This is a genomic window from Hyphomonas sp. (genome assembly GCF_041689225.1).
Classification (GTDB): Bacteria; Pseudomonadota; Alphaproteobacteria; order Caulobacterales; family Hyphomonadaceae; genus Hyphomonas.
In genome coordinates this window covers 1-6,262 of the sequence record NZ_JBDNGN010000161.1, presented here as the reverse complement: position 1 = coordinate 6,262, position 6,262 = coordinate 1, and the positions used below count along the sequence as shown (strand labels likewise).

General features: G+C 60.2%; 8 protein-coding genes and 2 pseudogenes. 4 read left to right on the top strand and 6 right to left on the bottom strand.

Going from position 1 to position 6,262, the window contains the following annotated elements:
- The 6 genes and pseudogenes from ACESNB_RS16000 to ACESNB_RS15975 form a co-directional block, all read right to left on the bottom strand.
- On the bottom strand, positions 1-1,040 hold a 1,040-nt coding region (locus tag ACESNB_RS16000; protein ID WP_373009109.1), incomplete at its 3' end, for an NAD(P)/FAD-dependent oxidoreductase.
- A gap of 35 nt (positions 1,041-1,075) precedes the next feature.
- Positions 1,076-1,408, bottom strand: a complete 333-nt coding sequence (locus ACESNB_RS15995) for a hypothetical protein (protein ID WP_373009107.1) — start codon at positions 1,406-1,408, stop codon at positions 1,076-1,078.
- The gene (locus tag ACESNB_RS15990) at positions 1,405-1,725 is read right to left on the bottom strand and encodes a DUF6522 family protein (protein ID WP_373009105.1); all 321 of its coding nucleotides are present in this window, start codon (positions 1,723-1,725) and stop codon (positions 1,405-1,407) included. Before ACESNB_RS15990 ends, ACESNB_RS15995 begins: the two co-directional genes overlap by 4 nt.
- Positions 1,722-2,321, bottom strand: coding sequence for a MarR family winged helix-turn-helix transcriptional regulator (locus ACESNB_RS15985; protein WP_373009103.1), 600 nt, complete (start codon positions 2,319-2,321; stop codon positions 1,722-1,724). The genes ACESNB_RS15990 and ACESNB_RS15985 overlap by 4 nt, the downstream gene beginning before the upstream one ends.
- 398 nt (positions 2,322-2,719) lie before the next feature.
- A pseudogene (locus ACESNB_RS15980) lies at positions 2,720-2,946 on the bottom strand (IS110 family transposase); the annotation flags it as partial.
- The gene (locus ACESNB_RS15975; protein WP_373009111.1) at positions 2,877-3,119 is read right to left on the bottom strand and encodes a MarR family transcriptional regulator; all 243 of its coding nucleotides are present in this window, start codon (positions 3,117-3,119) and stop codon (positions 2,877-2,879) included. The pseudogene ACESNB_RS15980 and the gene ACESNB_RS15975, both read right to left, overlap by 70 nt.
- Positions 3,120-3,358: 239 nt before the next feature.
- Between ACESNB_RS15975 and ACESNB_RS15970 the strand changes: the two genes are divergently transcribed.
- The 4 genes and pseudogenes from ACESNB_RS15970 to ACESNB_RS15955 all read left to right on the top strand — a co-directional run.
- Positions 3,359-4,561: a P-loop NTPase gene (locus ACESNB_RS15970; RefSeq protein WP_373009101.1), complete on the top strand. Its 1,203-nt coding sequence runs from the start codon at positions 3,359-3,361 to the stop codon at positions 4,559-4,561.
- Positions 4,554-5,474, top strand: a complete 921-nt coding sequence (sufT, locus tag ACESNB_RS15965; protein ID WP_373009099.1) for a putative Fe-S cluster assembly protein SufT — start codon at positions 4,554-4,556, stop codon at positions 5,472-5,474. Before ACESNB_RS15970 ends, sufT begins: the two co-directional genes overlap by 8 nt.
- A 173-nt stretch (positions 5,475-5,647) precedes the next feature.
- Positions 5,648-5,842 carry a CDGSH iron-sulfur domain-containing protein gene (locus ACESNB_RS15960; protein WP_373009097.1) on the top strand — a complete coding sequence of 65 codons (195 nt, stop codon included), beginning with the start codon at positions 5,648-5,650 and terminating at the stop codon, positions 5,840-5,842.
- Between the two features lie 250 nt (positions 5,843-6,092).
- A pseudogene (locus tag ACESNB_RS15955) lies at positions 6,093-6,262 on the top strand (GTP 3',8-cyclase MoaA); the annotation flags it as partial.

Genomic DNA, 6,262 nt, shown 5'->3' with positions numbered 1-6,262 from the left:
GCGGCCTTCCCGGAGACTTGCGCCTTGATCGCATTGGCAACATAGGTGCCTTGTTGCTTGGCAACGGGGGCGATACCGGGCAGCTGCGCGCCAGCCGCATTATGGGCGAGCGCCGTGTCACCGATGACGTAGATATCATCTATATCAGTTGGTTTAAGGCCTGACCCGATGCGGACCCGCCCCGCACGATCGCCTTCCAATCCCAACCAGACTGCCGCCGGTGAAGCCGTTACGCCTGCGGCCCAGATTGCCGTTTTAGCCATCACGCGCTCATCGCCTACCACAACACCGTCGGCGTCGCATTTGGTGACCGGGCGTCCCAACTGGACCTCGACTCCCAGCTCCGTAAGCGCGTTGGCGGCGTAGCTTGACAGAGGCTCCGGAAACCCCGGAAGCACTCTGGGGCCAGCCTCAACCAGCACCACACGGGTTTCTTCTGGATTGATGGCGCGGAAGTCAGCCGCCAGCGTCTTGCGCGCAAGTTCCACCACGGCACCAGCCATTTCGACCCCAGTCGGTCCTCCGCCAACGATGACGATCGTCAGGAGGCGACGGCGCTTCTCCGCATCATGTTCCACTTCGGCGCGCTCGAACGCCAGGAGCAGCCGACGGCGGATCTCAGTGGCGTCGTCGATCACCTTCAGTCCTGGCGCATGAGCGGCCCAGTCGTCGTTGCCAAAATAGCCGTGGGTCGCGCCGGTCGCGAGAACAAGAATGTCGTAGCCGATCTCGCAATCTCCCAAGAGGATTCGCTTTCGAACCTTGTCGACACCGGTGACCTCGCCCATCTGGACGCGCGTGTTCTTCTGCTGACGGACAAGTCCGCGAATGGGCCAGGCGATGTCCGCCGGCGACAGCCCAGCCGTTGCCACTTGATAGAGCAGCGGCTGAAAGAGATGATGATTCTCACGGTCGATCAGTGTGACGTCCACAGGCGTTCTGGCGAGATTCTTTGCGACCGTGAGCCCGCCGAACCCGGCGCCGACAATGACCACGTGCGGCCGCTGATCTGTCTCGGCGCGATTGGATACGGGGTGCACGTGAGATCCTTTCCCGAGTTCTGAGATGGAAGAAGTCATGCGATGTCCCTCTCAGCTGTTTCTGCGGCGGCGGCGGCCCAGAATGCGGCCGTCGTGGCGAACGCTGCTCCGTGAAACGCCGATGCCTCCGGCCCCGAAGGATTGCCGACAAAGCGCCCGAGCCGGTGTGCTACATCGAAAAAGCCAGGCGCCGACAGTCCGGCCCGTGCTTTGCTAATCACAAGCGCGGCGATGAAAGGCTGGCCGTCTCCCGCGTCTTCCTCCATCAAATACTCAAAAGCTTCCGCGATTTGTTGAAGATAGGTTCGAACCCGTTGGGCCAACCCCGGAACTGTCGTCGACAAACCGCCTGCGGGCACGAGTATCACGGCGCATCCCTCTCCAGTTCGAGCAAGCCGAACCGATCCCTTGTAGGCTTTGGCTTGACGAAGGGCCCGGAGTCCTCGATCAACCCTCCACCAGTTTCGATCGCGACGCGCCTGACATGCGCACGGTAGCGGAAAGTAAGACGTGTGCGCCCCTCGTCTTCGTTAACGCCGGTCTCTGCGACGTCGGTAACAGGGCCGTTGGCCATATCCTCTTTCAAGGATTCGACGGCAAGGCCCAGTTTGGGTGCCCGCGCCTCGGCGTTGATCACGACATCACGATCAACAATGCTTACGATTGCTGCGGAGGGATGGGTCATCGCAAGCCGGTCCCAACTTTGGGCCCAGGCTTTTCCGGAGTGAAATCGATGCACAGCCCGTCCAGATCTTCTTCCATGAGCGGTTCGTTCTGGAACGTGCATAGATGGGTGGGTCGGCCTTCTTCACAGCCGCCGCCGCCGTCAGCAAAATGCGCACAGCTTTCGCAAACGCCGAAATGCGGCTTGCCCGTCGCAAGGGCGACGCGCCCCAGCATGCGCTGTAGAATACTGGAAAAATCTCCCCGGACACCTGGAGGTAAAGCCTCCATCGCCTCGACCAGGACTTCGATTGGATCGTTGATGAATATGGCCCGGGCCTTATTCGTCAAGCCCAATCGCACACTGCGTCCGTCGGCCTTGGATCGGGCCTGATGCAAATAACCCTGCGTCACCAGGCTCTTGATAGCCTGGGAGGCCGTGCCGCGGGTTATGCCGTGAAACGCAGCAAACGCAGACGGAGTCTGCGAAAAACGATTTGCGTGGGCGAAGTATCTCAAAATAGCCCACTGGCCCGGCGTCAGCCCCTCCACGAGGCCATCACCTGACGCAATTCGTCCGAGGTGAATGAGCTGTTCGGTGATAGTGCTGCTGTTCATTTGAGACTCCGTCCTCCCTTATAGATTCATGGGAATAAATAGCATTTCTCACCCATATTGACAAGTATATAGTTTTGAATCCATACTATCACGGCTTTACTTCGATACTGAATAACTTCTGTGGTTGCCGCCTTTGATGCAAGAAGATTTTTATCCGACGAGTATTTGATCAAGTTCGGTCTTCTGTCAGGCCTTTGAACGCGGCATGTCTGAAGCCGCTGGCCGGTATGGTGATCTGCGGATCAAGTCCAAATCTAACCATCGAGCTGCAATGCTCTCGTTATTCACCTGGTTTTCCTGATCCAGATCTTTTCGATCATTTTGCCCATGCGGGTCTTCGCCTTCTCACCCCCCCCCTCTTTTTTATCCGACGTCAGGCAGATTTTGCTACATGTAAATCATGCCGCCACGGTCTGCGCCGAAACTTGATAATCCTCGTTCTTTTTCATCAACGCCCAGATCGTCCGCGCTATTTTATTGGCCAGTGCAATCGCCACGAGCCATCCGGGATCGATTTACGGCCCAACCAGTTCAGACGCGACATCGCGCCGATAATCAGCAGCCTACGAATGTCAGCCTGCCCGGCCTTCGAAATGCGGCCGAGCCGCTCCTTACCACAGGAAGATAGTCGAGGCTTTCGAGGCTTTTGATCGTCTGCGACGCCGTGCCCCGGGTCGTGCCATGGAAAGCGGCGAAGGCGGACGGGGGTCGCGAGAAGCGGTTGGCCCGCGCGAAGTATCTGAGCACTGCCCACTGCGCCGCGGTCAGCCCCTCCACCAGCGCCTCGCGGGACGCCATGCGCCCCAAGTGCAAGACCAGCTCCGCGATGACGCGACTATCCATTTCTAGCTCCATTGGTTATGCCTAGATAATAGCGTTGACAAACTATATTGGCACAGCAATAGTTTCGAAGCGATGCCAACTCACACCCAAATGGCTCGCGTATCAGTTTCGTCAGGAAAGGCTCGAACAACCGACATCGAAGTAGCGGTATAGGAACGTGTCGCAGCGCGGCAACAACAAAAGGAACCTGAAACATGCAAACCACCGGTCCTGAAAAGCTGCCCGGAATCAGACATATCATCGCAGTAGGCAGCGGCAAGGGCGGGGTTGGAAAGTCCACTGTCAGCGTGAATCTCGCGTTCGCGCTGCAACGTATGGGGTACCGGATCGGGCTCCTGGACGCGGACGTCCTGGGGCCAAGCATCCCGGGGATGCTGGGACTTACCACCGACCAGCCGCCCGGGTTCGACGCGGGCGAGATGATTACCCCCGCGGAGCGGTACGGCCTGAAGACCATATCGATGGGCATGTTATCTGGCGACGACAAGCCGGCCATCTTGCGTGGACCGATGGTTAGCAAGTTCCTGAAAATGTTCGTCGGCTCGGTGCACTGGGGACAGCTGGACTATTTGATTCTCGACCTCCCACCGGGGACTGGCGACACCCAGCTTACCTTGGCCCAAAGCGTTCCTCTATCTGGCGCGATCATCGTCACAACGCCGCAGGACGTGAGCCTCAAGATCGCCCGCCGCGGATTGCGGATGTTCCAGACCGTGCACACCCCCATCCTTGGCATCGTCGAGAACATGAGCACCTTCACCTGTCCCCACTGCGGAAAGGGTACGGACATCTTCCACGGCGGCGGCGGCGAGCGAATGAGCCGGGAGCTCGGCATCCCGTTCCTGGGTACGATTCCTCTCGACCCCGACATCGTCACTTGCGGGGACCAAGGGCAACCATTGGTGCTCGAGAAGCCAAACTCGTTCGCGGCCCAGGTGTACGGCGCGATTGCCGCCGAACTGGATGGCCGACTCCAGGCACAATCAACTTCGGCGCTGAAGCAGTTCACGTGGACTTGGGAAACCAATGCAGGCGCGCCGGCCTGGGCGGAGAGCGCCGGACGCCCGTCGGGCTCGCAAACGACCGCGATTGGCTTCCGCCAGCGTGATGCGCGGACGCTGTCCGTGCTCTGGGAGGACGGCCAGCGGCAGGACTTCGACGTCCGCGACCTTCGGCTGAACTGCCGTTGTGCCCTGTGCAGGGATGAGATGAGCGGACTCCCGCTGTTGGATCCAAAGAGCGTGCGAGCGGACATAACCCCACGCACGATCGTCAGCGTGGGCAATTACGCCATCTCGATCGCCTGGAACGACGGCCACAGCACCGGGATTGACACCTTCAAGCACCTGCGGGCGCTTGGTGCGAGCCGCGCGGCTGGGGTCGCCGAAGATGTCTGAGATCGTGCCGGTCGACCCGGCGATCACGATCCGCGCCGAGACATTGCTCGCCGACCCCGACACGTGCAAGTTCACGGTGAGCCAGACCGTGTATCCCGGTGGTCCGTTCTTCTTCGACAACAAGGAGCGGGCTATTGGCTCGCCACTGGTCGAGCGCTTGTTCGCGCTTCCTGGTGTTGCCAATGTGCTGGTGACCGACAACGTGGTGACAGTCGGAAAGGAGCCCAGCGCCTCATGGTCGGAACTGAAATCGGCAATCGGAACGGCCATCCGGACGCAACTGCTGACGGGCGTGCCAACCATTCTCGATACGCCTGACAACCGGTCGTTCACAGGGGTACTGACCAGCACACGCGACCGACGCTCGAGCAAGCACGAGGTTCGCGTCGAGCTCAAGCGGGAGTGTGAGGTAGCGATGATCCCGAGCGGAGAGAAGCTAACGCTTGCGCAAGGTGACGCCATCGTAGTGACGCAGGCGCTGGGTGGCAGCTTCACCGTCAGGACCGAGATGGGATATCTGGTGCGGGTCGCCTCTCTCGATGCCGACGCGCTAGGGCTTCAGGACGCGCCGGAGCAAGAAGCACCGGGGGAAGCGGGGCCGTTTAGTCTGGAGAAAGTGATCGAGCAGCTAAAGACCGTGTTCGATCCGGAAATCCCGGTCAACGTGGTGGACCTCGGCCTGATCTACGTCTGCGAAGCGCACCCGCTCGCGGACGGTGGCCATCGGGTCGAGATCAAGATGTCGATGACAGCGCCCGGCTGTGGGATGGGCGATGTGCTCAAGGCAGACGCGTGCCGCAAGGTGCAGGGGGTGGCCGGCGTCACCGACGTCGACATCGAGATCGTCTGGGAGCCGGCCTGGGACCAGAGCCGCATGTCTGAGGCCGCCCAACTGCAGCTTGGCCTATTGTGAGGGGGAAGAGATGATGTCGATCGAGATCTCCCCCGCCACCACGATGGCAGGACGAGAGCAGGGTCCGCAGCCAAACGCGTGCGCCCTCCATCTCCGGATTGCTCGGGGGCCTTCCCGGGCTCATGCCGCACAGATCGGGCGGACTGCCCACAGAAACTACAGGAGGAGAAGAGATGACGAACGTCAAGATCACCGTGAAGGCGCATGGCCCCTACATCGTGAAGGGAGACATCCAGCTGTTCGACACGGCCGGCAATCCGTTCCCGAAATCCGAGAATGGCTACGCCCTCTGCCGCTGCGGCCAATCCGGAAACAAGCCGTTCTGCGACGGGACCCACGGAAAGGTCGGGTTCCAGGCGGCCACGTAAGTTCTGCCAGGCAGCGCGCCGATGGCTTGACGCTCCCGGGGGCAAATCCATTCAGCGTCGCGCGTCCTCGCGCGACGCTACCCCACCTTGCAAGGCGATCTGCACGTTTGCCCAGGGAATTCGAGGGCCGCAGTTCACGGTGGGGCGCAGAGAGGTGCTCACTTGTCATATGCTTAAGCGGTTCGGCATCCAATCAACATTACACATTTGGGCTCAACGTCTCGCGCCCAATGAGGACAAGAGTGATCCCATGATCGAAAAAATTATCCCTATTGCCGAGAACCGCTATTCCAAAGGGGTGGCGGCCATCCCGTCAAATCTTAAAGCCCCCGTCGGCTTGATCACTGATACGCTGAAACGTCCATTGCGCGACCTGCGCATCTCGGTCACGGACCGCTGCAACTTCCGCTGCGTGTATTG